Genomic DNA, 23,980 nt, shown 5'->3' with positions numbered 1-23,980 from the left:
CGCCCGGCGGCGCGCGGGGCGGTCACAGCGCACCCTTGGTGCTGGGCACCACACCGGCCGCGCGCGGGTCCAGCGCGGTCGCCTCCCGCAGCGCGCGGGACACCGCCTTGAACTGCGCCTCGACCACGTGGTGGGCGTCCGGGTTACCGCCCGGGCGGGCCGCCCGCAGCACGTCGACGTGCAACGTGATCCGGGCCGCCTGGCCGAAGGACTCCCAGATGTGGCGGGTCATGCTGGTCGGGTAGACCGGCCCGATGTACGGCGCCAGCGGCGGCTCGTCGTGCACGACGTACGGCCGGCCGGACAGGTCGACGGCGGCCCGGACCAGCACCTCGTCCATGGGCACGGTGGCCGAGCCGTACCGCCGGATGCCGGCCTTGTCCCCCAGCGCCTGGTCGAACGCGGCGCCGAGGGCCAGCGCGGTGTCCTCCATGGTGTGGTGGGCGTCGATCTCCAGGTCACCCACCGTCCGCACGGTCAGGTCGAACCCGCCGTGCCGGGCGATCTGGTGCAGCATGTGGTCGTAGAAGCCGACCCCGGTGCTGATCTCGGCCACTCCGGTGCCGTCGAGGTCGACCTCGACCAGGACCTTCGTCTCCTTGGTGATCCGCTCCACCCGGGCGGTCCGGCTCATGATGTGCCTCTCATCGGTCGCGGCTGCTGGGCGATGGAACCCTCGCGCTGGATCCTGTCCGGGGCGGCGAGGAAAGCGTCGGTGGCGGCGAGGAAAGCGTCGGTCTCGGCGGGGGTGCCGGCGGTGACCCGCAGCCAGCCGGGCAGGCCGACGTCACGCACCAGCACGCCGTGGGCCAGCATCGCCCGCCAGGCGACCGACTGGTCGCCGCCCACCTCGTACAACACGAAGTTGGCGTCGCTGTCGGCGACCCGCAGGCCGCGCCGGCGCAGCTCGGCGACGATCCGGTCGCGCTGTGCCACGGTCGCGGCGACCGTGCCGAGCAGGGCGTCGCGGTGCGCCAGCGCAGCCCGGGCGGCGGCCTGGGTGAGCGCGGAGAGGTGGTACGGCAGCCGGACCAGCTGCACCGCCGCCACCACCGCCGGGTCGGCCGCCAGGTAGCCCAGCCGCCCACCGGCGAACCCGAACGCCTTGCTCATCGTCCTGGTCACCACCAGCCGGGGATGCCCGGGCAGCACCGACAGGGCGCTGACCGTGCCCGGCCGGGCGAACTCCGCGTACGCCTCGTCGACCACCACCATGCCGGGCGCGGCGTCGAGCACGGCGGAGATCACCGCCGGGTCGAGCGCGGTGCCGGTGGGGTTGTTCGGCGAGCAGAGGAAGACCACGTCCGGCCGATGCTCGTGGACCTGCGCGACCGCCTCGTCGGCGGTCAGCGAGAAGTCGACGCCCCGGCGGGCGGGCACCCACCGGGTGCCGGTGCCGAGCGCCAGCAGCGGATGCATCGAGTACGCCGGGGTGAACCCGAGCGCACTGCGCCCCGGCCCGCCGAACGCCTGGAGCAACTGCTGCTGGACCTCGTTGGAGCCGTTGGCCGCCCAGACCGACTCGACGGTGAGGCCGTGGCCGAGATAGCCGGCCAGGTCGGCGCGGAGCGCCAGCGCGTCCCGATCCGGATAGCGGTTGAGGTCACGCAGCTCGGCCGCGAGGGCCTTGCCGATCGCCTCGGCCACCGCCTCCGGAACCGGGTGGGAGTTCTCGTTGGTGTTGAGCCGCACCGGCACGTCCAGCTGCGGCGCGCCGTACGGCGACAGCCCGCGCAGGTCGTCGCGGATCGGCAGGTCGTCCAGGCCGGTCATGCCGTTGCCCCGGCACCGGGGAACCGTGCGGTGACCGCCTGGCCGTGCGCCGGCAGGTCCTCGACGTTCGCCAGGGTGACCACGTGCGGGGCGACCTCCCGCAGCGCCGCCTCGGTGTACTCCACCACGTGCACGCCGCGCAGGAACGACTGCACCGACAGCCCGGAGGAGTGCCGGGCGCAGCCCCCGGTGGGCAGCACGTGGTTGGAGCCGGCGCAGTAGTCGCCCAACGACACCGGCGAGTACGCGCCCACGAAGATCGCCCCGGCGTTGCGCACCCGCATCGCCCACTCCCGGGCGTCGACGGTCTGGATCTCCAGGTGCTCCGCCGCGTACGCGTCGACCACCCGCAGCCCGGCGGCCAGGTCGTCGACCAGCACCACGCCGCTCTGCTCGCCGCCCAGGGCGGTGCCGACCCGCTCGGCGTGCTTGGTGGCCGGCACCTGCCGCGCGAGTTCCCGGTCCACCGCGTCGGCCAGCGCGACCGACGGGGTGACCAGCACGCTGGCCGCGAGGGGGTCGTGCTCGGCCTGGCTGATCAGGTCGGCGGCCACGTGCGCCGGGTCGGCGGTGTCGTCGGCCAGGATGGCGATCTCGGTCGGGCCGGCCTCGGCGTCGATGCCGACCACGCCGCGCAGCAGCCGCTTCGCGGCGGTGACCCAGATGTTGCCCGGGCCGGTGATCATGTCGACCGGGGCGCAGTGGGCGCTGCCGGCGGCGTCCACGGCGCAGCCGTACGCCAGCATCGCCACGGCCTGGGCGCCACCCACGGCGTACACCTCGTCGACGCCGAGCAGCGCGCAGGCGGCGAGCACCCGGGGGTCGGGCAGGCCGCCGTTGTCCCGCTGCGGCGGGCTGGCCACCACCAGCGACCGGACGCCGGCCGCCTGGGCGGGCACCACGTTCATCACCACGGTCGACGGGTACATCGCCAGCCCGCCGGGGACGTAGAGGCCGACCCGGTCGACGGGAACCCAGCGCTCGGTGACCGTGCCGCCCGGCACGACCTGCGTGGTGTGGTCGACCCGCCGCTGGTCGGCGTGCACCCGGCGGGTGCGGGCGATCGACTCCAGCAGCGCGGCGCGGACCTGCGGATCCAGCGTGCCCTCCGCCGCCGCGATCGCCTCGACGGGCACCCGCAGCACCTCCGGGGCGACCCCGTCGAACCGTTCGCTGGCCTCCCGGACCGCCGGGTACCCATGCTCACGGACCGCCGCCACGAGGGGACGGATGCGCTCGACGGCCACCGACACGTCGAGTTGGGCGCGCGGCAGCAGGTGGCGCGGGTCGGGCGCGCCACCACGCAGGTCGATCCGGTTCAACACGCCTGCGAGTCTAGGCGGCCCCGCGCCGGGCCGACCGGCGCCGCCCGCTGTCCGGGACGGTGAGCCGGGACACGCCGCCGGTCGCCGATCGGGCTAGGCTTGATCACGTGACCGCACGGCTGCCGGTGTTCCCGCTCGCCACGGTGCTCTTCCCCGGGCTGGTGCTGCCGCTGCACATCTTCGAGGAGCGCTACCGCGCCCTGGTCCGGCACCTGGTCGGGCTCCCCGACGGCACGCCACGCGAGTTCGGTGTGGTGGCCATCGCCCGTGGCGGGGAGGTCGCGTCCGCCGCCGGCCGCAGCGCGCCCGACGCCGGGGAGGTGACGCTGCACGAGGTGGGCTGCACGGCGGAGCTCCGGCAGGTCACCGAGCTGGCCGACGGGGGCTTCGACATCGTGACCGTGGGGCGGCGACGGTTCCGGGTGGCCGACGTCGACCACCACTCCGCGCCATACCTCACCGCCGAGGTCCGGTGGCTGCCCGAGCCCGACGGCCCGGACGAGGCGGCCGGCGTGCTGGCGGCGCGGGTGATCGCCGTCTTCCGGCAGTACCTCGGCCTGATCCGGGCCGAGGCGGGCCAGCTCACCGAGCAGCTGCCCGAGGATCCCACCGTGCTCTCCCACCTGGTGGCGGCGACGGCGGCGCTGACGGTCGCGGACCGGCAGCGGCTGCTCGCCATCGACGGCACGGCGGCCCGGCTGCGCGCCGAGCTGAACCTGCTCAACCGCGAGGCGGCTCTGCTGCGCCAGGTGCGGGCGGTTCCGGTGCCGTTGGCGGAGCTGGCCACGCCGCCGCCGGCCCCGAACTGATCCCCTCCCAGGCCGCGTCGGGCTCCGGCTCGGGGCGCAGCGAGGGCCACCGCGACCAGCCGGCGAGCAGGGTGTACGCCACCGCGGCACCGAACGCCGGCAACAGCAGGTTGCCGTACGGCACCGGCAGCACCCCGAGGAACAGCTCGATCCCGCCGGCCCGCAGGTCGGCCGGCTTACCGAAGGGCGTCCCGTCCGGTGCGGTCGCCAGCAACCGCTCGTAGTCGACCAGCCCGACGCGGCGCCCCACCTGCCAGGCGACCACCCCGGCGGCGAGCCCGCCGGCCACCACGAGGACCAGCCCGACCGGCCCCCGCCGCCCGCGCAGCAGGAGCCACACCGCGAGCGCGGCGAGCACCCCGAACGCCAACCCGAGCAGGCTGAACCACCCGTCGGCGGCGACCGGCTGCTCCGGCTGCGCCTGGCCGTAGATCGCGCCCTCGCCGCTCTTGATGACCGGGGTGGCCGGGGCGACCGCCGCCCAGAGCAGCCCCAGCGGGGCGCCCAGCAGCCCCAGCACCAGCACCGTCACCGCCCCGATCGCCGCCGTACGGGCGGGACGGCGCGGCGGTGCCGGCGGCTGCTGCGGGTAGGCCGGCGATGCCGGTACGGGCGGTTCGGCGGCGGGGGTGTCCGGACTCACCCGATGATCCTCGCAGTTCCCCGCGCGAGCCGTGCACCGTGTCGGCACCAAACCGCTCAGCGGCCGAACGGCTCCAGCATCGCTGCCGCCGCCCGCATCCACGCCTGCCGGGTCTCGGCCTGGAGTTGGTGGTACTCGATCGAGGAACCGGTCTCCAGCGCGGGGTCGTACGGCACCACGGTCACCGCCCGGGTCCGGGTCGCGAAGTGCCGCTCCAGGTCGTTCTGCAACGGCAACCGGCCCGGCGTGGGACAGGAGATCAGGGTGACGGCGTTGTCGGCCAGCTCACCCATCCCCTCCTCGTGCAGCAGGTCGAGCATCCAGTCCGCGCTGAACGCGGCGTCCTCGCGGGGCACCGTGGTGACCACCAGCTGATCGGCGGCCTGCATCACGGTGCGCCAGTTCGGGCTCTCCACGTTGTTGCCGGTGTCCACGCAGATCACGTCGTGGGTGCGGCGCAACAACTCCAGCACCCGCTTGACGGTGAACTGGTCCAGCCGCTGGGCGAACCGGGGGCTCTCCTCACCGGCCAGCACGTCGTACGAGCCGTCGGAGGCGTGCCGGAGGTAGTCGTCGAGGATCTCCAGCAGCTCCGCGCCATCCCGGATCTCGATCTGGACCAGGTCGGAGACCAGGTGCCGGATGGTGCGGGCGTGCCGGGCGCTACCGGCACGCAGGCCGAGCGTGCCACGCAACTCGTTGTCGTCCCAGGCCAGCACGCCGCGCCCGCGCACACTGCCGACGGTGGCGGCGGCCAGCACGGTGGCCGTGGTCTTGTGCACGCCGCCCTTGGGGTTGGCGAAGGCGACCACCCGCGGCGTGCCCAGTTCCCGGCGCAGCACGGCGGCGGCCCGTTCGAGATCGCCGCCGGCGCTCTGGGCGCGCCACTCGATGCGCCCCGGCCGGCCCCCCACCGTGGGCGGCGCCACGGGAGGCGGCGGCACGGGAGGCGGTGGCGCGGGCGGGGCCGGTGGCGCGGGCGGTTGGTAGCCGCCGTTGTCCAGCAGCGCGTACCGGGACTCCACCGGCGGCGCGGCGTGGCGGTAGCCGTTGTCCAGCAGGGTGTATCGCGACTCGACCGGCTCGGGCGCCACCGGGTAGGCCGGCTGCCCCGCCTGGACCGGCGCAACCGGCGGGACGGGCTGGCCCACCTGTCCCCGATACGGTGGGGCGGGACGCGGCGGTTCGACCGGGTAGGCCGCCTCCGCCCGGTAGCCCGGCTCCCCGCCGTACGACCGGTCGGCCGGCTGCCCGACGGCCGGTGCCCGCCCCGCGTAGCCGGTGCCCGGCCCCCGCCGTGGCGTCTGCTCCGGCGGCGCGGGTGGTGCCTCCTCGGCCCGCCGCTCGGCGGCCGGTTCCGCGCCGCGACCGCCGAGCCGGGCTCGGTCGAGCAGCGCCCGCCACCGCGGTGCCGGTTCGGCGGGCCGTCCCCAACCGGTCTCGCTGCCCTCCACGGCTCGCCTCCCCAGCGCTTCGGTTTCGTCTGACAGGCTACGAACGAAAGCCTATTCGGGCCACACCGGGCGGCATACGGATGTGTCGGCAACCGTCACGGTGTCGGGCCCACCTCGCCCTCCTCGACCGTGTCTGTCGAGGTGGACGGCGCCCAGGGGGTCGGCACCGCGGGGGAGGTCGGTGGTGCCACCGGTGATGGTGACGAATCCGTCACCTCCGGCGGCGGCGCCGGGCGTTCCGCCGGGACCGGATCCGGAGCGGGCGGGCTGGCGCTGGTGGCGCTCGGTGCCGGCGCCGGCGTGGCTGCCCGGTCGACCGGCGGCCGGACGATGTCGCGCTGCTCGGGCAGCGGCGGGGTGAACACCGTCCGCTCCAGCCGCCGGACCTCGGGCGCCGGGTCGACCACCCGCACGCCGGGCCGGGACGCCACCCCACGCAGCTTCGCCGGTGCGGCGCGGACCACCAGCGCATAGAGGCAGGCGCAGCCCGCCCGGTACGCGGCCGCCTCCGCCGCCGCGACCTGTGCGCCGCTGGCGTACAGGTCGCGCAGTTCGCGCTCGGGTGGCCCGCCACCGCCCAGCGCGGCGGCCCGCGAGCGGTAGTCGGCGGCCTCCCGCTCCTTGCGCTCGGCGAGCCTGACCATCCCGGCCGTCACGTCCTCCGGCACCCGCTGGGCGGGAATGCGGACTATCTCGGTCTGCCGGTCCGGCAGCGGCACCCGCCCGAAGACGACCGCGACGCCCACGTCACCGACGACCCTCGCGAGCCGGGCGGGGGTGAGGTACTCGGTCAGCGAGACCAGGGCGTAGGTGCCCTCGCCGCGCGACCCGCCGCCGGTCAGCGCGGCCAGGTCGGCCGCCGCCGTCGCCTCGTAGCGGGGGATCGAGTCGCCGTCGACGACACCCACCCGGGTCACCTCGCCGACCGTCCGGTCGGACAGCGGCGGGCCACCGGTGGCGAGCACGGCCGTGGCCAGGACCGCGGCGCACGACAGCGTCGCCACCCACCCGGTCAGCGGGGCCCGGGTCGTGCCGTGACCGAGCCGGGTCACCGTGGCCGCGAGGCGGGGCAGCACTCGCTGGTCCAACTGCCGCAGCAGCTCGCCGGCACGCACGAACGGCCCCCTCGTCGATCGGTCGGGACGGGTGGGGCGCGTCAGTCGCGGAGGAGGTCCAGCGCGCGTCCCAGATCGTCAGGGTAGTCGCTGACGAAGCGGACCTCGTCCCCCGTACGGGGGTGCTCGAAGCTCAACTCTCTGGCGTGCAACCACTGTCGATCCAGCCTGAGCCGGGCGGCGAGTGTCGGATCCGCGCCGTACGTGAGGTCGCCCACGCAGGGATGCCGCAGCGTGGCGAAGTGCACCCGGATCTGGTGGGTCCGGCCGGTCTCCAGCCGCACGTCCACCAGGCTCGCCGAGGGGAACGCCTCGATCGTGTCGTAGTGCGTGATGCTCGGCTTCCCGCCGGAAACCACCGCCCAGCGGTAGTCGTGATGCGGGTGCCGGTCGATCGGGGCGTCGATGGTGCCGCGCAGCGGGTCCAGGTGGCCCTGCACCACCGCGTGGTACCGCTTCTCCACCTCGCGGTACTTGAAGGCCCGCTTCAGGACGCTGTACGCCTGCTCGCTCTTGGCCACCACCATGACCCCGGTGGTGCCGACATCGAGCCGGTGCACCACCCCCTGCCGCTCCGCGGCGCCGCTGGTGGCGATGGTGTGCCCGATCGCGGCCAGCCCGCCGATCACGGTCGGGCCGGTCCAACCCGGGCTGGGATGCGCGGCCACCCCGACCGGCTTGTCGACCACCACGATGTCGTCGTCGGCGTGGACCACCCGCAGGCCCGGCACCGCCTGGGGCACCACCACCGGTGCCGTGGCCGGCGCGGGCAGCGTCACCTCCAACCAGGAACCCGCCCGGACCTTGTGCGAGTTGGGGCGTACCGCGCCGTCGACCAGCGCCTCACCGGCGTCCACCAGCGCGGCGGCGGCCGTGCGGGAGAGGCCGAACAGCCGGGCGACGGCCTGGTCCAGCCGCATCCCGTCGAGCCCGTCGGGCACCGGCAGGCTGCGCTGGTCGCCGCCGGCGGCGAAGGTGGCCGTCATGCGCGCTCCCGCCGTCCGCCATCGGTGTCGACGGCCCCCGGCTCGTCGGCCGTGGCGGGCTGCCGGGCCGGGTCGCCATCGCGGGTCGCCGTACCTTCCTTGTCGGTACCTTCCTTGCCGGCGTCGCCCCGCCGGTCGTCGGCCAGCGCCCGGGTGCCGTCGCGCTGGCGGCCGGTGAACTCCAGCCCGACGGCCAGCACCACGCCGCAGACCAGGGCACTGTCGGCCACATTGAAGATCGGGAAGACCCGGCCGTACGGGTCGAAGACGCTGACCATGTCGACCACGTGCCCGACGAACCAGCCGGGGGCCCGGAAGATCCGGTCGATGAGGTTGCCCACCACTCCGCCGACCACCAGGCCGAGCGAGATCGCCCACGGCACCGAGCGCAGCGTACGCGCCATCCAGGCGATCCAGCCCAGCACGCCGATCGCGATCAGCGGGAAGATCCAGGTGTAGTCCTTGCCGAGGCTCCACGCGGCCCCGCTGTTGCGGGTCAGCGAGAGGTAGACGGCGCCACCCAGCAGCCGGACCGGCTCGCGGTCGCTCAGCTCCTGCAGCGCCAGGTGCTTGGTCAGCAGGTCGACCGTCAGCGCGAACGCCGCGAGGCCGAGGAGGATCGTGACGGGCCGGCGCCGCGATCTCGTGGCGCCGCCCGACTCGGCGGTGCCGGACCCGGCGGGCGGTGCTGCGCTCATCTGCTCCCCATCGACAATCGCGGCGGTGCTGTGGCACCGCCGCGCACGGGCGCCGGGGAGCGCGCCGTCAGCGCCGCTCCTCCAGCTGCTTGCAGGTCACGCAGAGGGTTGCCGACGGGAAGGCGGCCAGCCGCTCCACCGGAATGGGGTTGCCGCACCGCTCGCACCAGCCGTAACCACCCTCGTCGAGACGCTCCAGGGCGCGCTCGACCTGCGTGATCCGTTCCAGGATGCTGTTGGCGAGGGAGATCTCCTGCTCCCGCTCGAACGTCTTGGTGCCGGTGTCGGCCTGGTCGTCCCCGGCCGAGTCCGTCAGGCGGTCGCGCTGCAGCTCGGTGATCTCGCTCAGCGTCTGATCGTACTCGGCGCGCAGTTCGTCGTGCCGCGCCGCCAGCGCGGCTCGGATCTTCTCGGTCTCCGCGGCGCTGCGGGTGGACTTCGCCGCCGGCTTGCGGCCGGCGGTCCTGGTGTCGGCTGGCTTGGCCATAGTCGCTCCCTCGGCCACGGGGCCGCGGTGAGTCCGCGACGCCTGGACAGGGGCCGCCGGCAACCGGCTGCCCCAGGTACAAAACGGGCGCGCGGCGACGGGGCCGCGCACTCCGGAGGTTGGCAAGGATACGGAACGTACAGGCGTCCGACAACGTGACGCACCGGAACGCCCGACCCGCCCCGGTTTATGCCGTATCGGGGCAAAGGGAACGCTAGCAGACCGGGCCGGTTCAGCCGGCCGCTTCGGCGCCGTACCGCCAGCTGGCTCAGCCGGCCGCGCCGGCGCCGTCCCGCAACCGGCTCAGCCGGCCCGCGAGGTCCGGCCCGGCCGGGGTGACCAGGAAGAGTTTGTCCCTGCTCGCCGCGCCGCTACGCAACGACACGGCGGCCGGCCGGACGCCGAGCGCGGCGGCCAGCGCCCGCCGGGCAGCCTCGGTGGCGCGGCCGTCGACGGCCGGAGGATGCACCGCGATCACGAGGGCGGGGCCGTGCGGGCCGTCGAAGCGGCCGCCCACCCGGGCCCGGGACGCCCCCGGCTTCACCCGGACGGCGACGGTGAGCGCATCGTCCACGGAGCTCAGCGGCGTCCGGATTCCGACAACAGGATGGTGCCGGGGGTGCAGTGCGCGCAGGGGGTGAAGCCCAGCTCGACCGCCTCGGCGACGGGCAGCGGCTCATGCTCCCGCCCGACCAGGTGCGGGCAGTCATCGAGGTGGTAGCGCGGGCGCCCGTCGACCACCCGGACCTCGTCGGCGAGGCGGGCCACCCGGGCCGCCTGCTCCGCGGTCATCTCCTGGGCCGCCGGCTCGTCGTCGTAACCGGGCTCGTCGTCGTAACCGTCGACATCGGCCAGCCCCTCGCGCGGATCTGTCACCGGCGGGCCGGGTGGTTGCCGCCACCCGGCTCGGCCGGTGTCCGCAGTTGTCGCCGTGTGCTGTGCCGGGATGCCCGGCTCCCGCCCGGCGGCCTCCCGTGACGGTTCGCCGGGGTCGCCACGCCGTGCCGAGGCTCGGCCGGCCGCCTGGCGGGCGCCCGCGACCAGTGCCACGGCGGCCAGCAGGCTGGCCCCGATCGAGACGACCAGCAGTGCGCTGGAGCCACCGGCCAGACCGAGCACCAGCAGCACCACCGCGACGACAATGAGCGCGAGACTGATGACTATCACGGCTCACCCCCGCCGCGTCGTACCGATGAGGCAGGGCGGGTGATCGTCGCGTCGGCGGCGGTCACCCACCCGGTTCAGCGACCGGCTTCGAGCGCCCCGGAGCGGCCCCCGCCGTAGGAACCGGCGAGGCCGGCGGCCGCGAGCCCGTTGCCGGCGGCCCGGGTGCTGTCACCGCGGGTCATCTCGGCCTCCAGTCCCTGGCCACGACCGTCGAGGTCACGCAGCTGGCTCTCGAGGTACGCCTTGAGCCGGGTGCGGTACTCCCGCTCGAACTGCTTGAGCTCCTCGATGTGCTTCTGCAGGGCGGTGCGCTTGGCGTCCAGGCCGCCCATGGCCTCCTGGTGCCGCTGCCGGGCGTCGCGCTCCAGCGCATCGGCCTTGGCACGGGCCTCGCGGGTGACCTCCTCGGCCTTGGAGCGGGCCTCGGAGAGCAGCTGGTCGGCCTCGCGGCGGGCGTCGGAGACGTGGTCGTCGGCCGTCCGCTGGGCCATCATCAGCACGCGCAGCGCCTGCTGCTCACCGTCGGGCCCGGCCACCGCGCCACCGACGGCCCGGACCTGCTCCAGCTCGGCCTGCATGGCGCGGGCGGCCTGCTCGGCGGCGGCCTTGTCGCGCTGTACCCGGTCGAGCTGCGCCTTGACGTCGTTCAGCTCGGCCGCCAAGCGGGCGTCACCGCCGGGGCCGGCGGGGGCACCGCCCCGACCACCGCGCTCCACCTGGGCGCGCAGTTCGTTGTTCTCCTCGATCAGACGGGCGAGTTCGCGCTCGACCTCGTCCAGGAAGGCGTCGACCTCCTCCTCGTCATAGCCCCGCTTGCCGATCGGCGGCTTCTTGAAGGCGACGTTGTGGACGTCGGCCGGGGTCAGCGGCATCGAAACTCCTCGGGTCAGTTGCGGCCGCGATAGCGCGTCGGTCATCAGGCGGTCCTGATGATCGCCGGCTCTAACACAAACCTCATCAGCACGAACAGGATAACCAGGAGCACAAGGGAGGCCAGGTCGATGCTCACGGTACCAATTCGCAGCGGAGGGATCACACGCCTCAACGCCCAGAGCGGGGGATCAGTGACGCTCCACACGGATTCCAGTCCGGCCGCCGCTCCCCGACCGGGCTGCCAACGCCGGCCGTACTGGAGCACAGCGCTCAGGACGAAACGGGCCAGAAGAATGATCAGGAAGACATACGTGATCAGGTAGAGAACCTGTAGCAAGATCGACAACACGGCAGGCGACGTCCCTCAGGTCGGGCGGGTCAACTCAGGCTGAAGAACCCGCCCTCAGCAATCTTGGCCTTGTCCTCCGCGGTGACCTGGACATTGGCCGGTGAGAGCAGGAACACCCGATTGGTCACGCGCTCGATCGTACCGCGCAGCCCGAAGGCCAACCCCGCGGCGAAGTCCACCAGACGGCGGGCATCCGCCTCGTCCATTTCGGTGAGGTTGATGATCACGGGAACCCCGTCCCGGAAATGCTCGCCGATCGTGCGGGCCTCGCGGTAGGTGGTCGGGTGCAGCGTGGTGATCTGGTAACGCTGCTCCTCCTCCGGCAGCATCGCGCGTTCGCGGGGCTGCACCTGCGGCGCCAGGGCGAGGTTGTCGCGGGTGTGATAGGTCAGGGCACCCGACGGCTCACCGGTGGAGCGGGTGATCGACCGGACGCTGGACCGCTCGACCCGCTCGGGGCGCTCGGACTCCAGCCGCTCGGCCTCGCTCAGCCGGCTGGACCGCTCGCTCAACCGGCCACGCTCACCGGGCCGGGGCCGAGGTGCGGGCGGCTCGTCCGCCTCGTCCTCCTCGTCGGCGAACTCCTCGGCGTACCGGCTCTGCCGGTAACGCGACTCGCGGTAGCCACCCTTGTCGTAGCCACCGTCGTCGTAGGCCCGCTCGTCGTCCTCTTCGACAAGCCCGAGCCAGACCCCCGCCTTGCGCAGTGCACCCATCCCGCGCCCTTCCCGTCCGCCGTGCGGCACACGCCCCCGCCGTGTCGCCTGTCGCGAGTGGGACCATTCCTGCCCACCGGACCGGAACGGCAATCCCCGACGCGCAATTCGCGTTGCACGTCACGCCCCCCGTCACCGGGAAGGCCGTCCCCCACAAACAACACTGATGTAATTTGCTTCCCTCGCGGCCAGGCTACCGCAGCGTGGGACGCATTCCGAGCAACGCGCTGCCGACGCGGACATGTGTCGCGCCGTGGCCGATCGCCGTCTCCAGGTCGCCGCTCATCCCGGCCGACAGCGCCGTGGCCTGCGGATGGTCGGCCCGCAGCAGCTCGGCGATCCGGGCCAGCCGGGCGAACGCCCGCTCCGGCTCCCAGCCCAGCGGTGCCACGGCCATCAGGCCGGCCAGCCGCAGCCCTGCGGCGCCGGCGACCGCCTCGGCGACCGGGCCGAGACCGACGTCGGGATCGGCCGAGTCCGGCACCGCGCCGCCTCGCGCCGGATCGCCGTCGATGCTCACCTGGACCAGCACGTCCAACGGCCGGTCCCGGCCGCCGGACGTGGCGGCCGCGTCCAGCGCCGAGGCCAGCCGGACGCTGTCGACGGACTGGACCACGTCGGCGTACCGCAGCACCGACCTCACCTTGTTGCGCTGCAGCCGGCCGATGAAGTGCCAGCGTGGCGTGACCCCTGCGGCGGCGACCTGCATGGCCTTGGCCGCCGCCTCCTGGTCGCGGTTCTCCCCGACATCGGTCACGCCGAGGCCCGCCAACGCCACCACGTCGGCCGCCGGGTACGTCTTGGTCACCGCGATCATGGTCACCGCGGCCCGGTCCCGGCCCGCGGCGGCACAGGCATCCGCGATGCGCGAGCGTACGTGGGCGAGCCCGGCGGCGAGTTCGGCGCGCCGGTCGGGGCGTACCAGGGCATCACTGTCGGTCATCGGCGGTGCTCAGGACCCGTTCTTGAGGAAGTCGGGGACGTCCACGTCGTCGAAGAGCACCCGGCGCGGCGACTGCGGCGTGGCCGGGGCGGCCGGCGACGGCACGATCGGCGTGCTCGGCTGGGCGGGCTGGTTCTGGTTGGTCTTGCGGGGCGACTCGGCTGCCTTGTAGGCCGGCGTGCCCCCGTCGAAGCCGGCCGCGATGACGGTCACCCGCACCTCGTCGCCGAGCGCGTCGTCGATGACCGCGCCGAAGATGATGTTCGCGTCCGGGTGCGCCGCGTCGGTGACCAGCTGGGCCGCATCGTTGATCTCGAACAGGCCGAGGTCGGAACCACCGGCGATGGAGAGCAGCACGCCACGGGCGCCGTCCATGCTCTGCTCCAGCAGCGGGCTGGAGATGGCCGCCTCGGCGGCCTCGACCGCACGGTTCTCGCCCCGGGCGCTGCCGATGCCCATCAGCGCGCTGCCGGCGCCGCTCATCACGCTCTTGACGTCGGCGAAGTCCAGGTTGATCAGACCCGGCGTGGTGATCAGGTCGGTGATGCCCTGCACACCGGAGAGGAGCACCTGGTCGGCCGTGCGGAACGCGTCCATCATGCTGATGTTGCGGTCACCGAGGGCCAGCAGCCGGTCGTTGGGGATGACGATCAGCGTGTCGCACTGGTTGCGCAGCTCGTCGATGCCGGCCTCGGCCTGCACCTGGCGGCGCTTGCCCTCGAAGGAGAACGGGCGGGTGACCACGCCGATGGTCAGCGCGCCGAGCTTGCGGGCGATGTTCGCCACCACGGGTGCGCCTCCGGTGCCGGTGCCGCCGCCCTCACCGCAGGTCACGAAGACCATGTCGGCGCCCTTGAGGACCTCCTCGATCTCGTCGCGGTGATCCTCGGCGGCGTTCTTGCCGACATCCGGATTGGCGCCGGCGCCCAGCCCCCGGGTCAGCTCGCGGCCGACGTCGAGCTTGACGTCGGCGTCGCTCATCAGCAGCGCCTGCGCGTCCGTGTTGATCGCGATGAACTCGACGCCCTTGAGCCCGACCTCGATCATCCGGTTGACGGCGTTGACGCCGCCGCCCCCGATGCCGACGACCTTGATGACCGCCAGGTAGTTGTGCGGAGGTGTCATCTCCGGTCCTTTCCCTTCACCAGCGAGGCCGAGAGGGCAAAACCCTCACCCTCTACTAGAGGGTGAGAGTTATGTCAACCACTGATCCTCTTCGGGGCAACGTAAGCGCAGCCGAGCGATGAGCCAAGGACCTCTCCGGCGTGTCGCCCGGGGTAGCGATGTGCCTCACCGCCCACACCCGCGCTGACCGGCCACTCATCGGAAGGTGACCACGTCCGGCGCGCTGACGTCGATCCGGGCGGCGTCCTGGTCGAGCAGCACGGTGGCCACCCGCGCCTTGTCCGGGCCACGGGTCGCGTCACCCCAGATCACCGTGCGGTCGCCGCGCAACCGCACGCTGATCCGGGCCAGCCCTTCGACGCTGACCTCGACCAGCTGATCGCGCAGCTGCGGGGTGAGCGCGCCGAGCACCTCCAACCCGGCCAGGGTGCCCGGATCGTCCGGCCCCGGGGCGTCCAGCCGCACCAGCGGCAGGCCGTCCGGGCGCTGCGGCACCGTCCGGAACACCACCCCGGCGGCGTCGATCACGGCGAACTGCTCCCCCCGTGGCACCACCGCCACACCGGTGCGCTCGGTCAGCCGCACCACCAGCGTGTCCGGCCAGTCCCGGGTCACGGTGGCCCGCTCCACCGGCGGCAGGGTGCCGATCCGGTCGGCCAGTTCCGCCAGGTCGACCCGGGCCAGCGGAGCGCCGTCGGGCACCCCCGCCGCGTCACGCACCTGCACCGCGGTCACCAGTTCGGCACCCTCCACCCGCATGTCCCGCACCCCGAACAGGCCGGTGCCGAGCAGCGTCCACGCCACCAGTCCGGCCACGGCGAGCAGCCCGCCGGCCACCGCCCAGGGCAGCGCCGCGCGCATCCGGCGACGCCGGGCCCGGGCCATGAAGCGTCGGGTGGAGGCGGGCACCGCGTCGCTGTCGGCGCGGACCAGCTGCCAGCGTCGGGTGGGGCGGCGCCCGGCACCGCCGTCCACACCGGTGCCGCGCCCGCGAGCCGGACCGGGACTCATTCCGCGGTGGTACGCGCCGCCAGCGCGGCCAGCAACTCGTCGCCCATCAGCGAGATCGGCGGGGCGCCCATCGTCACCACCACGTCCCCGGGCCGCGAACGGCGGGCCACCTCCATTGGAGCCGCCTCCCACGAGTCGACGAAGACCTTGCGCTCCGCCGGCAGCGACACCGCCTCGACCAGGGCCGTCGACCCCTCACCCGGGCCCCGCTGCTCGCCCGGCCCGAAGACCTCCAGCAGCACCAACTCGTCGGCGATCGCGAGCGCCTCGGCGATCTCCGCCTGTAGCTCCCGGGTGCGGTAGACGCGGTACGGCTGGAAGACGACGATCAGGCGGCCGTCGGCGGCCACCTCGCGCAACGTCTGCAGGGCCAGGGTCATCGACGTCGGGTGGTAGGCGTACTCGTCGTAGACGAGCACCCCGTCGACGACGCCCTTGCGCTCGAAGCGCCGGCGTACGCCCGGGAAGGCCGCCAGCGCGGCCTCGGTCGCCTGCGGCGGAAGCTCCAGCAGGTACGCGGCCAGCACCGCCGAGGCGCTGTTGAGCCCCATGTGCCGGCCGGGCACCGGCAGCCGGAACTCGCCCAGCGAGCGGCCGTCGATGTGGGCGAGGTACCGTATCCCCCGGGCCGAGGAGGCCATGTCGGTCAGCCGCAGGTCGGCGTCGGCGGACTCGCCGTAGGTGTACACCCGGCGCCCCTCGGCCCGGAGGGTGGCCGCCAGCCGCCGCCCGCCCGGGTCGTCGGCGCAGGTGATGACGAAGCCGGCGGGATCGGTGAGCCGGGCGAACTCGGCGAAGGTGGCCTCCAGGTTGGCCAGGTCGCCGTAGGTGTTCAGGTGGTCCGCCTCCACGTTGGTGATGATCGAGACGAACGGGCGGTAGATGAGGAAGGAGCGGTCGCTCTCGTCGGCCTCGACCACGAAGTACTCGCCGGTGCCGTGGTGCGCCCCCGAGCCCACCTCGGAGATCTCGCCACCGATGACGAAGGACGGATCCGCGCCGGCCTGCTGGAGGACCATGGTGACCATGGAGGTGGTGGTGGTCTTGCCGTGCGTACCGGCGACGGCCACGGTGCGGCGGCCGGTCATCGCGGCCGCGAGCGCCTCCGAGCGGTGCAGCACCCGCAGCCCGCGCCGGCGCGCCTCGACCATCTCCAAGTGGTCGGCGGGGATGGCCGAGGAGTAGACGACGGTGTCGACCCCGTCGAGGTTGGCCGTCTCGTGGGTCATTTGGATCGTCCCGCCGAGCGCCCGCAGGCCGGCCAGCGACGGCCACTCGCGCAGTTCGCTGCCGGAGACCGGCAGGCCCCGGGTGAGGAAGAGCCGGGCCAGGCCGCTCATGCCGACCCCGCCCACCCCGATCAGGTGGATGTGGCCGAGGTCCTCGGCGGTCAGGGTGCCGGCCGGGCTGAACGTCGTCATCGGGTGACCGCCTCGTAGACGAAGTTGAGCAGGGCCTCGTCGCCGTCGCGCCGCCCGTAACCGGCCGCCGCGGCACTCATCGCGTAGAGCCGCTGCGGGTCACGGATCAGCGGGATCACCGTCCGTTCGAGCCAGTCCGGGGTCATCTCGGCGTCGTCGACCAGCAGCCCGCCGCCGGCCTCGACCACCGGCAGCGCGTTGCGCTTCTGCTCCTGGTTGCTGTGCGGGTACGGCACGTAGATGGTCGGCAGCCCGATCGCGGCGACCTCGGCACAGGTCATCGCCCCACCCCGGCCGAGCATCAGGTCCGCGGCGGCGTACCCGGCGTCCATGTCGGACAGGTACGGCAGGGTCACGTACGGCACCGGCAGGTCGGTCGGGATCGGCACCGGTTCGTTGCGGGCACCGATCACGTGCAGCACCTGGATGCCGTTGCGGGCCAGTTCCTTGGCCGCCCCGGCGACGGCGAGGTTGATCGAACGGGCGCCCTGCGATCCGCCGGCGACGAAGAGCACCGGCAGGTCGGGGCGGAGCCCAAAGTGGGCGCGGGCGGCGTTCCGCATGGCTGCCCGGTCCAGCCCGGCGATGCTGCGGCGCAGCGGCACGCCGACCACGCGGGCGTCGCGCAGCGACTCGGCCTGCGACGGCTGGTGCGGGAAGCCGACCGCGACGTGCTTGGTGAACTTCATGCCCAGCCGGTTGGCCACGCCCGGGGGGACGTTCACCTCGTGGATCACGATGGGCAGTTCCCGCCGCCACGCGGCCAGGTAGGCCGGCACCGAGACGTACCCGCCGAAGCCCACCACCACGTCGGCGCGCACCTCGTCGATCACCTTGCCGGCCGCGCGGGCGGCGGTCCACATCCGGCCCGGGGTGCGGACCAGGTTCATGTTGATCGACCGGGGCAGCTGGTAGGCCGGGATCTGCCGCAGGTCGTAGCCGGCCGGCGGGATCAGCTCGTTCTCCAGACCCTTCGGGGTGCCGAGGCAGGTGATCCGGACGCCGGGGTCGTGCCGGCGCAGGCAGTCGGCGAAGGCGAGCAACGGGTAGATGTGCCCCCCGGTGCCACCTCCTGCGAGCACCACCGAACGCAGCGGACCCATCACCGTCTCCTCTCGTCCGCCGACCCGCCGCGACCCCGGCCGTCCCGGGCGCCACGCGGTGCGGCCTGGTCGTCCCTGCGCCGCTTGCGTGCCTGGGGCACGGAACCCCGGGCGGCCGACGGCGGCGCCGCGCGACGGCGCCGGCCGGGAAGCGGCGGCAACGGTGCCCACACTAGTCGGACCCACCGGGCCGGCGGACGGGCATGCAGTGCCCGGGCCGCATCCGGTTCCGCGCGGGCGAAGGAGGCCAGCATGCCGACCGCCGCGAGGGTGACGACCAGGGCGCTGCCGCCGTCGGAGATGAAGGGCAGCGGTACGCCGGTCAGCGGCAGCAGGCCGATCACCCCGCCGATGTTGATGAACGCCTGGCCGACCAGCCACGCGGTGGCCCCGGTGGCGGCCAGGCGGCGGAACGGGTCGTCGACGCGCCGGGCGATGCGCAGGCCGGTGTAGGCGAGTACGGCGAAGAGGGTGACCACCACGGCGCAGCCGACCACCCCGAGTTCCTCGGCGATCACCGCGAAGATGAAGTCGTTCTCCGCCGCCGGCAGCCAGGCCCACTTGGTACGCCCCTGGCCCAGCCCGGTGCCGAACCAGCCGCCGTTGGCGATGGCGTAGCGGGCCTGGACCATCTGGTAGCAGAGGGTCTCCCTGCAGTCGTCCAGTGCCGGCGGGCTGATGAAGACGGTGAGCCGGGCCAGGCGGTAGTTCTCCTCGCCGCGCACCCCGGAGCCGGCGCCGAGGGAGGCGACCGCGACCAGCAGGCCGATGCCGACCAGACCGATGGCGCTCAGCGCGGCGAAGACCCGCAGCCGCACCCCCGCCGCCCAGAGCAGCCCGACGACCAGGGCCAGCAGGCAGAGCATGCTACCAAGGTCGTTGTAGCCGACCAGGACGAACATCAGGCCCACCACGGGGAAGAGCGGGGTGGCCAGTTCCCGCCACCAGCCCAGCGCCGCGCCCTTGCGGGCCAGCACGTGTGCGCCCCACAGCACCAGCGCGAACTTCGCCAGCTCGGAGGGCTGCAGGCCGAAGCCGCCGATGAACAGCCACAGCAGGTCGGCCTCCAGCGGGCCGATCTTTGCCGGGCCGTTGGTCAGCCGCCCGTACGCCTCCAGCAGGTTCAGCAGCACCAGCAGCCCCACCGCGACCGCCAGCGTCGGCCGGCCCAGCGCCCGGTAGGTGCGGGCCGGCAGCCGCTGGCAGGCCCAGAACGCGCCGACGCCGATCACCGCGAAGATCGCCTGCTTGGTCAGCGACGCCGAGGCGTTGCCGCCCTGGGCGTAGTCCCGCACGCTGGTGGCCGAGAAGACCATGGTCAGGCCGATCAGCAGCAGCAGCCCGGCGCTGGCCAGCAGCAGGTGGTAGGACGCCAGCGGCCGGGACAGCAGCCCCCGCAGCGCGGCCAGTGACCCCACCGCGTCCAGCCCGCGCCACGCGCCGCCGGCTCCCGATCCGTCAGCCCCTGACCCGCCGGCTCCCGACCCGCGCGCTCCCGACCCGCTGGGCCGCGTCGCGGCGGCCACCTCGGCGGTACCCGGGCCGGCGACTGGCGACCGGCGCGCCGCTGGCGCGTCGCCTCCTGCTCGTGCCTCCCCCACAGCGTCATCATCGCGGTTCCCGGCACCTGACACCGGCGGTACCGGCCGGTCGGCGTGTCGAACTTGCGCTGGTCACGCCCTGCTGTCACGCGGTCACGATGGTGCGACCGTCCGCTCCCCACCACCAAGGGGTTCAGCCCCTGTCGAGCTGAGCGCACAGCTGGATCGCCACAGCAGCCACCTGCTTCCCAGCCGGGCGGCCCCGGGCGGCCCGGCCGGGCGGACCGGCGGGTCAGCCCATGTTGGCGAGGAAGTCGCTGTAGAAGAGGCCGAGGGCGATGGCCACACCGATGCCGGCGATGATCCAGAAGCGGACCACGATGTTGACCTCGCTCCAGCCGGCCAGCTCGAAGTGGTGCTGCAACGGCGACATCCGGAACACCCGCTTGCCGGTGGTCTTGAAGGAGATGATCTGGATCACCACCGACATCGTGATGATCACAAACAGTCCACCGATGATCAGCAGCAGCAGGATGGTGCGGGTGGACATCGCCATGCCGGCGATCAGGCCACCGAGGCCGAGCGCCCCGGTGTCGCCCATGAAGATCCGGGCCGGCGAGGTGTTCCACCACAGGAAGCCGACGCACGCCCCGGCCGCCGCGCCGGCGATCAGTGCGATCTCCAGCGGATCCCGGACGGTGTAGCAGTAGTTGTTCGGGTTGGCGGTGTACGCCGGGTCGGCGCACCAGTGCCGGTACTGCCAGAACGCGATCACCGCGTACGCGCCGAGCACCATCACCGAGGCGCCGGTGGCCAGCCCGTCGAGGCCGTCGGTCAGGTTGACACCGTTGGTCGCGGCCATCACCACGAAGATGAAGATGATCACCGCGCCGATCTTGGTGACGTCCAGCGCCGGGATGTCCCGGATGAAGCTGAGCATGGTGCTGCCGACCGTCTCGGTGTTGGTCACCGCGCCGGTGGCGTCGGTCATGGTGGAGGGGAAGTAGAGCGCGATGATCCCGAACACCGCACCGACCAGGATCTGCCCGAGCAGCTTGCCTCGGGCGCTCAGGCCACCGCTGTGCCGCTTGCGGACCTTGAGGAAGTCGTCGAGGAAACCGACCGCGCCGCAGAAGACCATCAGCCCCAGCAGCACCAGCGCGGTGATGGTCGGCTCGACCTGGGCGATCTGCGCGTCCGGCAGGGTGGTCAGGGCGAGGTGGCCGGCCACGTACGCGATGACGGTGGCCAGGATGAACACCACGCCGCCCATCGTCGGCGTGCCCTTCTTGCCCTGGTGCATCTGCGGGCCCTCGGCCCGGATGGGCTGACCGGCCTTCAACCGGGTGAAGACCTTGATCGCGATCGGGGTGCCGAACAACGAGACGAGGAAGGCCACCCCGATGGCCACGATGACCGCCCTCACGCCGCGCCACCCTCGGCCGGCGTACCCGTGCCGGTCCCGGCGGCGTCGACGCGCAGCGCGTCGGCCACCTCCCAGGTCCGGTACCGGGAGCCCTTCACCAGGACGACGTCGCCCGGCCGTAGCTCGCTGCGCAGCACCTCGACGGCCGCCGCCTGATCGGTGAGCAGCACCGATCCTCCTCCCCAGTCACCTACCGATGTAGCCCCGTGATGGATCGGCGCCGCCGCCTCGCCGACCACGAGCAGCCGGTCGACGCCCAGCTCGGCCGCGAGACGGCCCACCTCGGCGTGTCCCTGCGCCTCGAACTCGCCCAACTCGGCCATGTAGCCAAGCACCGCGACGGTACGCCGCCCGCTGCCGATGCCGTGCAGCGCACGCAGCGCCACCGCCATCGACGCCGGATTGGCGTTGTACGAGTCGTCGATCACGGTCACCCCGTCGGTGCGCTCGAAGACGTCCATCCGACGGGTGGAGACCAACCCGAGCGCGCCCAGCGCGACGGCCAGCTCGGTCAGCGGCATGCCCAGCTCCCGCGCCACCGCCGCGGCGGCCAGGCTGTTCCAGACCTGGTGCCGCCCGGTCAGCCCGAGCCGCACCGGCGCGCTACCCTCCGGCGTCACCAGGGTGTACGCGGGCCGCCCGCGCTCGTCCAGCGTCACGTCCACGGCCCGCACGTCGGCGTGGGCCGCCTCGCCGTAGCGGACCACCCGGGCCACCGTACGGGCGGCCATGGCCTCCACCAGCGGGTCGTCGGCGTTGAGCACGGCCAGGCCGGCGGCCGGCAGCCCCTCGACCAGTTCGCCCTTGGCCAGCGCGATGTTCTCCTGCGAGCCGAACTCGCCGATGTGCGAGACCCCGACGTTGAGCACCACGGCGATGCGGGGCGGCGCCACCTCGCAGAGGTACCGCACGTGGCCGATGCCGCGCGCGCCCTTCTCCAGCACCAGGTAGCGGGTGCCCGGCCCGGCCTGCAACGCCGTGTACGGGTGCCCCAGCTCGTTGTTGAACGACCCGGGCGGCGCCACCGTCTCGCCCAGCCGGGCGGTCAACTGGGCGATGAGGTCCTTGGTGGTGGTCTTGCCGGAGGAGCCGGTCAGCCCGATCACGGTCAGCTCGGGCAGCCGGTCCACCACCGCGCGGGCCAGCCGGCCCATCGCGTCCAGCGCGTCGGCGACGAGGATCATCGGTACCCCGGGCACCACGCGGGTGCCCAGCACCGCCACCGCGCCGGCCTCGACGGCCCCGGCGGCGTAGTCGTGCCCGTCCACCTTCTCCCCGTCGAAGGCGACGAAGAGCCCACCGGGGGTGACCTTGCGAGAGTCGAACTCGACGCTCCCGGTGAGCTGCGCGGCGGGATCGGCGGCGACCAGCCGACCGCCGACCGCCGAGGCCGCCTCGGCCAGGCTGAGCGTGATCACGGGCGGCCCTCCAGATCCCCGAAGCGGCCGCGCAGCGCGTCGGCCAGTTCGGTCCGGTCATCGAACGGGTGCACCTCGCCGGCGACCTCCTGACCGCGCTCGTGCCCCTTACCCAGCACCGCCACCACGTCGCCCGGCGCGGCCAACCGCACGGCCTCGTCGATCGCCGGACGGCGGCCGGCGATCTCGACGACCCGGGCCGGCCCGCCGGCCCGGTAGGCCCCGGCGAGCACCTCGGCACGGATCGCCGCGGGATCCTCGGTACGCGGGTTGTCGTCGGTCACCACCACCACGTCGGCGCCCTCCGCGGCGGCGGCGCCCATCATCGGCCGCTTGCCCCGATCGCGGTCGCCGCCCGCACCGATCACGCAGATCAGCCGGCCGGTGCTGAGTTCGCGCAGCGCGGCCAGCGCCGCCACGATGGCGTCCGTCTTGTGCGCGTAGTCGACCACGCCGCGCACACCGCCGGCCACGCCCACCGACTCCAGACGGCCGGGTACGCCGCCGCAGGCGGCCACCCCCTCGGCGGCGATCGCCGGGTCGACCCCGGCGGCCACCAGGGTGGCGATGGCCAGCAGGGCGTTGGCCACGTTGTGCCGGCCGGGCAGCGCCACCGCGGCGGGCAGTTCCCGCCCGTCCGGGCCGTGCACGGTGAACCGCTGGGCGTACCCCTCGCCGTCGACCTGGTCGGCCCACCAGGTGGCCGCCGGGTCACCGGCCGCGGAGAAGCTGACCGTGCCCGGCCGGAACAGCCCCTTCAGTGCCGGGTCGTCGTGGTTGAGCACCTCCACAGCGCAGCGGCCGTCGAACAGCCGCGCCTTGGCCGCGAAGTAGTCGGCGGAGTCGGTGTGGAAGTCGAGGTGGTCGGAGCCGAAGTTGGTCCAGTCGCCGACGGTGAACCGCACCCCGCCGACCCGGCCCATCGCCAGGGCGTGGCTGGAGACCTCCATGACCACCGCGGTCACCCCCCGCTCGCGGGCGGCGGCCAGCATCGCGTGCAGGTCGGTGGCCTCGGGCGTGGTGCGTACGCTGTCGATCACCAGCTCGCCGAGACGCGTCTCCACGGTGCCGATCAGGCCGGTGGTGTGGCCGGCGGCGCGCAGTCCCGACTCGATGAGGTAGGCGGTGGAGGTCTTGCCGGCGGTGCCGGTCACCCCGATCACGGTCAGCCCCGCCGTCGGGTCGCCGTAGACGGCCGAGGCGAGCGAGCCGAGCACCGCGCGGGGATCGGGCACCACCAGGGCCGGCAGCCCCGTCCCGGCGGCCAGCCGCGCGCCGGCCGGATCGGTCAGCAGGGCAACCGCTCCGGCCGCCGCCGCGTCGGCGGCGAACTCGGCGCCGTGCCGGCGGGCACCGGGCAGGGCGGCGTACAGGTCGCCGGGGTGGACCTCGCCGCTGGCGTGGGTCACCCCGGTCACCATCGGATCACCGCTGGTAGGAGGCGCCACGGCGAGCCGGGCGGCCAGGTCACCGAGCCGGATTCCGGTCACGGTACGGGGACGAGGATTGCCACGCACGGCGTCAGACCCTACCCGGTCGCCCGCTCCCGGCCGCACGGCGCGCCTGAATCTCCGTCTCATGGAGTCGAACCGCAGGC

The 23,980-nt window shown here is 73.7% G+C and carries 23 protein-coding genes and 1 pseudogene; 1 reads left to right on the top strand and 23 read right to left on the bottom strand.

The genetic code is table 11. The annotated features are described in order from the left end of the window. Window positions 1-22 precede the first annotated feature (22 nt). Genes hisB through hisD form a run of 3 tightly spaced genes read right to left on the bottom strand, consistent with a single transcriptional unit; the run spans window position 23 to window position 3,098 of the window. Entirely contained in the window at window positions 23-634 is a 612-nt protein-coding gene (hisB, locus tag O7615_RS22260) for an imidazoleglycerol-phosphate dehydratase HisB (protein WP_278179732.1), read from the bottom strand. Next, window positions 631-1,773, bottom strand: a complete 1,143-nt coding sequence (locus O7615_RS22255; protein ID WP_278179731.1) for a histidinol-phosphate transaminase — start codon at window positions 1,771-1,773, stop codon at window positions 631-633. Before O7615_RS22255 ends, hisB begins: the two co-directional genes overlap by 4 nt. Then, window positions 1,770-3,098 (bottom strand): histidinol dehydrogenase, encoded by a 1,329-nt coding sequence (gene hisD, locus O7615_RS22250; protein ID WP_278179730.1) that lies wholly within the window; start codon window positions 3,096-3,098, stop codon window positions 1,770-1,772. The genes O7615_RS22255 and hisD overlap by 4 nt, the downstream gene beginning before the upstream one ends. A gap of 107 nt (window positions 3,099-3,205) precedes the next feature. Between hisD and O7615_RS22245 the strand changes: the two genes are divergently transcribed. Next, window positions 3,206-3,907, top strand: a complete 702-nt coding sequence (locus tag O7615_RS22245; RefSeq protein ID WP_278179729.1) for an LON peptidase substrate-binding domain-containing protein — start codon at window positions 3,206-3,208, stop codon at window positions 3,905-3,907. On the opposite strand, the gene O7615_RS22240 is transcribed toward O7615_RS22245, so the two are convergent. The 20 genes and pseudogenes from O7615_RS22240 to O7615_RS22145 form a co-directional block, all read right to left on the bottom strand. Next, entirely contained in the window at window positions 3,819-4,550 is a 732-nt protein-coding gene (locus tag O7615_RS22240; protein ID WP_278179728.1) for a DUF2567 domain-containing protein, read from the bottom strand. The two genes, O7615_RS22245 and O7615_RS22240, sit on opposite strands and share 89 nt — an antisense overlap. A 56-nt stretch (window positions 4,551-4,606) precedes the next feature. After that, on the bottom strand, window positions 4,607-6,004 hold the full coding sequence (locus O7615_RS22235) for an AAA family ATPase (protein ID WP_278179727.1): 1,398 nt from the start codon (window positions 6,002-6,004) through the stop codon (window positions 4,607-4,609). 95 nt (window positions 6,005-6,099) lie between these two features. Then, entirely contained in the window at window positions 6,100-7,119 is a 1,020-nt protein-coding gene (locus tag O7615_RS22230; RefSeq protein WP_278179726.1) for a hypothetical protein, read from the bottom strand. Window positions 7,120-7,160: 41 nt separating this feature from the next. Then, complete coding sequence (locus O7615_RS22225; protein WP_278179725.1) at window positions 7,161-8,105, bottom strand: RluA family pseudouridine synthase; 945 nt, start codon at window positions 8,103-8,105, stop codon at window positions 7,161-7,163. 149 nt (window positions 8,106-8,254) lie between these two features. Then, a pseudogene (lspA, locus tag O7615_RS22220) lies at window positions 8,255-8,803 on the bottom strand (signal peptidase II); the annotation flags it as partial. A 67-nt stretch (window positions 8,804-8,870) separates the two neighbouring features. Then, on the bottom strand, window positions 8,871-9,290 hold the full coding sequence (locus tag O7615_RS22215) for a TraR/DksA C4-type zinc finger protein (protein WP_278179724.1): 420 nt from the start codon (window positions 9,288-9,290) through the stop codon (window positions 8,871-8,873). Between the two features lie 268 nt (window positions 9,291-9,558). Beyond that, the gene (locus O7615_RS22210; RefSeq protein WP_278179723.1) at window positions 9,559-9,864 is read right to left on the bottom strand and encodes a DUF167 domain-containing protein; all 306 of its coding nucleotides are present in this window, start codon (window positions 9,862-9,864) and stop codon (window positions 9,559-9,561) included. A 5-nt stretch (window positions 9,865-9,869) separates the two neighbouring features. Next, window positions 9,870-10,457: a hypothetical protein gene (locus O7615_RS22205; protein WP_278179722.1), complete on the bottom strand. Its 588-nt coding sequence runs from the start codon at window positions 10,455-10,457 to the stop codon at window positions 9,870-9,872. A gap of 74 nt (window positions 10,458-10,531) precedes the next feature. Beyond that, window positions 10,532-11,329 (bottom strand): DivIVA domain-containing protein, encoded by a 798-nt coding sequence (locus tag O7615_RS22200; protein WP_278179721.1) that lies wholly within the window; start codon window positions 11,327-11,329, stop codon window positions 10,532-10,534. A 44-nt stretch (window positions 11,330-11,373) separates the two neighbouring features. After that, window positions 11,374-11,679 (bottom strand): YggT family protein, encoded by a 306-nt coding sequence (locus O7615_RS22195; protein ID WP_278179720.1) that lies wholly within the window; start codon window positions 11,677-11,679, stop codon window positions 11,374-11,376. 29 nt (window positions 11,680-11,708) lie between these two features. Then, window positions 11,709-12,395 carry a cell division protein SepF gene (gene sepF, locus O7615_RS22190; RefSeq protein ID WP_278179719.1) on the bottom strand — a complete coding sequence of 229 codons (687 nt, stop codon included), beginning with the start codon at window positions 12,393-12,395 and terminating at the stop codon, window positions 11,709-11,711. A 193-nt stretch (window positions 12,396-12,588) separates the two neighbouring features. After that, window positions 12,589-13,338: a YggS family pyridoxal phosphate-dependent enzyme gene (locus tag O7615_RS22185; protein ID WP_278179718.1), complete on the bottom strand. Its 750-nt coding sequence runs from the start codon at window positions 13,336-13,338 to the stop codon at window positions 12,589-12,591. Between the two features lie 9 nt (window positions 13,339-13,347). Continuing rightward, window positions 13,348-14,463 carry a cell division protein FtsZ gene (gene ftsZ, locus O7615_RS22180; RefSeq protein ID WP_278179717.1) on the bottom strand — a complete coding sequence of 372 codons (1,116 nt, stop codon included), beginning with the start codon at window positions 14,461-14,463 and terminating at the stop codon, window positions 13,348-13,350. 195 nt (window positions 14,464-14,658) lie between these two features. After that, window positions 14,659-15,438, bottom strand: a complete 780-nt coding sequence (locus tag O7615_RS22175) for an FtsQ-type POTRA domain-containing protein (RefSeq protein ID WP_278182195.1) — start codon at window positions 15,436-15,438, stop codon at window positions 14,659-14,661. Between the two features lie 32 nt (window positions 15,439-15,470). Next, entirely contained in the window at window positions 15,471-16,895 is a 1,425-nt protein-coding gene (gene murC / locus O7615_RS22170; RefSeq protein WP_278179716.1) for a UDP-N-acetylmuramate--L-alanine ligase, read from the bottom strand. After that, window positions 16,892-17,998, bottom strand: coding sequence for an undecaprenyldiphospho-muramoylpentapeptide beta-N-acetylglucosaminyltransferase (gene murG / locus O7615_RS22165; RefSeq protein WP_278179715.1), 1,107 nt, complete (start codon window positions 17,996-17,998; stop codon window positions 16,892-16,894). The genes murC and murG overlap by 4 nt, the downstream gene beginning before the upstream one ends. Next, the gene (locus O7615_RS22160) at window positions 17,998-19,407 is read right to left on the bottom strand and encodes a putative peptidoglycan glycosyltransferase FtsW (protein ID WP_278182194.1); all 1,410 of its coding nucleotides are present in this window, start codon (window positions 19,405-19,407) and stop codon (window positions 17,998-18,000) included. Before O7615_RS22160 ends, murG begins: the two co-directional genes overlap by 1 nt. 424 nt (window positions 19,408-19,831) lie before the next feature. Continuing rightward, window positions 19,832-20,965, bottom strand: coding sequence for a phospho-N-acetylmuramoyl-pentapeptide-transferase (gene mraY / locus O7615_RS22155; RefSeq protein ID WP_278179714.1), 1,134 nt, complete (start codon window positions 20,963-20,965; stop codon window positions 19,832-19,834). Continuing rightward, window positions 20,962-22,383 (bottom strand): UDP-N-acetylmuramoyl-tripeptide--D-alanyl-D-alanine ligase, encoded by a 1,422-nt coding sequence (murF, locus tag O7615_RS22150; RefSeq protein WP_278179713.1) that lies wholly within the window; start codon window positions 22,381-22,383, stop codon window positions 20,962-20,964. Before murF ends, mraY begins: the two co-directional genes overlap by 4 nt. After that, window positions 22,380-23,873 carry a UDP-N-acetylmuramoyl-L-alanyl-D-glutamate--2,6-diaminopimelate ligase gene (locus O7615_RS22145; RefSeq protein ID WP_278182193.1) on the bottom strand — a complete coding sequence of 498 codons (1,494 nt, stop codon included), beginning with the start codon at window positions 23,871-23,873 and terminating at the stop codon, window positions 22,380-22,382. Before O7615_RS22145 ends, murF begins: the two co-directional genes overlap by 4 nt. Window positions 23,874-23,980: the final 107 nt, after the last annotated feature.

Origin of the sequence: Micromonospora sp. WMMD1082, assembly GCF_029626175.1 — a bacterium.
Taxonomy (GTDB): domain Bacteria; phylum Actinomycetota; class Actinomycetes; order Mycobacteriales; family Micromonosporaceae; genus Micromonospora.
This window is presented reverse-complemented; position numbering and strand designations above follow the sequence as displayed.

Excerpts from the sequence above, each read along its gene's own strand:
- hisB (WP_278179732.1), bottom strand. The coding sequence starts at position 634 with ATGAGCCGGACCGCCCGGGTGGAGCGGATCACCAAGGAGACGAAGGTC.
- O7615_RS22255 (WP_278179731.1), bottom strand. The coding sequence starts at position 1,773 with ATGACCGGCCTGGACGACCTGCCGATCCGCGACGACCTGCGCGGGCTG.
- O7615_RS22225 (WP_278179725.1), bottom strand. The coding sequence starts at position 8,105 with ATGACGGCCACCTTCGCCGCCGGCGGCGACCAGCGCAGCCTGCCGGTG.
- O7615_RS22215 (WP_278179724.1), bottom strand. The coding sequence starts at position 9,290 with ATGGCCAAGCCAGCCGACACCAGGACCGCCGGCCGCAAGCCGGCGGCG.
- O7615_RS22200 (WP_278179721.1), bottom strand. The coding sequence starts at position 11,329 with ATGCCGCTGACCCCGGCCGACGTCCACAACGTCGCCTTCAAGAAGCCG.
- sepF (WP_278179719.1), bottom strand. The coding sequence starts at position 12,395 with ATGGGTGCACTGCGCAAGGCGGGGGTCTGGCTCGGGCTTGTCGAAGAG.
- O7615_RS22185 (WP_278179718.1), bottom strand. The coding sequence starts at position 13,338 with ATGACCGACAGTGATGCCCTGGTACGCCCCGACCGGCGCGCCGAACTC.
- ftsZ (WP_278179717.1), bottom strand. The coding sequence starts at position 14,463 with ATGACACCTCCGCACAACTACCTGGCGGTCATCAAGGTCGTCGGCATC.
- murC (WP_278179716.1), bottom strand. The coding sequence starts at position 16,895 with ATGACGACGTTCAGCCCGGCCGGCACCCTGACCGCCGAGGACCTCGGC.
- murG (WP_278179715.1), bottom strand. The coding sequence starts at position 17,998 with ATGGGTCCGCTGCGTTCGGTGGTGCTCGCAGGAGGTGGCACCGGGGGG.